Here is a 1,256-nt window from a genome sequence, read left to right as displayed (position 1 = left end):
TATTGAATCAAATCAGAATCGTTGTTGATGAGTCCAAAGTTATGCTGGTCAAAGCCAAATTGATCTTTGAAAGTCAGGTTGCCGTCTTCGTCTTGGCTCCAGATTACTCCAGCTTGCGCTTGAACTAGTTCAGCTAGGGTATTGGTGCTGCGTCGATACAAGCTCTCTTTCTTAGAAGATTCACTCGCTGGTGTTTGCAGGCTTGAGGTGCTTTTGATCCATTCGTCGCGATAGTCATATTTGTAATCGAAGAAGTTCTTCGAGATAAAAACCATTGTGCGGGCACGAAGATTTGGCGAACTAATCACGAGAATGAGGAAGATCCCCGCACTGAACAAGAATAAAACACGCAGTGCCGCACCCCAAGAGCCACCGAAGACATTGATGTAATATCCGCCTGCAGATACAAACAACAAGTAAATGCCTGCAATAACAAGGGTCGTGGTGTGGAACACCATTTGTCGTGAGATATGTATGCCTAAGGCTTTCCCTTTGCGATTCACCAGTGTTGCTGCGATCAGGGGGGCAGCTAGCGCATTTACAGCGCCACGGCTATCCCAAAGTGCTCCTGACAAACGATTGAAGAGCAGGGCGTCGGAGTACATAACGAAGTCATAAGCAAGGATGGTTGCAACCGCGATGCTGAGATACTTAATTCCTGCGCGGGTAAAGAGAGAAGAGTTTCGCCAAATTTGTTCTAGTAACAGAATGCCTACTAATGATACGAGAACGTTAAGAACTAACAGTGTTTTGCCAGAGACGAGGGATATTGTGAATAGCTCTTGAATTATCAGTACCGCAATCAACCCAGAGATTAAAGTGATAACGCCGGTTGTAAAAAAGAATTGGGGGCCGATTTTAAATTTAGAAGGAAAAACTGTGACGCCAAGAATGGCATACAAGACCGTAAACCACGCAGCGGTTCGTAATAGCTCAAGGCTATAGCGCAAGGTAAATGGCAGCTCAAAACCTAAAGCTTGAATTGTCAGTATCAATAACCAACACAGCGTAGTGCTGGTCGCAAATAAGATGGCTTTATCGGTAGCGCGTCGCTGATAACTGCGCACTGCGTATATCATTAGCAATGCAAACGTAATAGCGCCAGTCGCGTTACCTATAACGGAAAAACTAAGATCCATTTTGTTCGTTCGTTGTGGTTAAATTCGTCATGAAACAAGATCTGAACAGAAAATTGTTCTCTTACTATTCAGTGTATCAGGGATGTGTAAAAACGAGGCTTTTTTCAGACATAAAAA

1 pseudogene is annotated in these 1,256 nt (G+C 43.9%); it reads right to left on the bottom strand.

From position 1 onward, the window contains the following. Positions 1–1,139 (bottom strand): annotated as a pseudogene (locus A3762_RS01685) (PEP-CTERM system histidine kinase PrsK); the annotation flags it as partial. Positions 1,140–1,256: the final 117 nt, after the last annotated feature.

This window comes from Oleiphilus sp. HI0125 (genome assembly GCF_001635355.1).
Note: the sequence above shows the minus strand (reverse complement) of the source record. Positions and strands in the feature narration are given on the sequence as shown.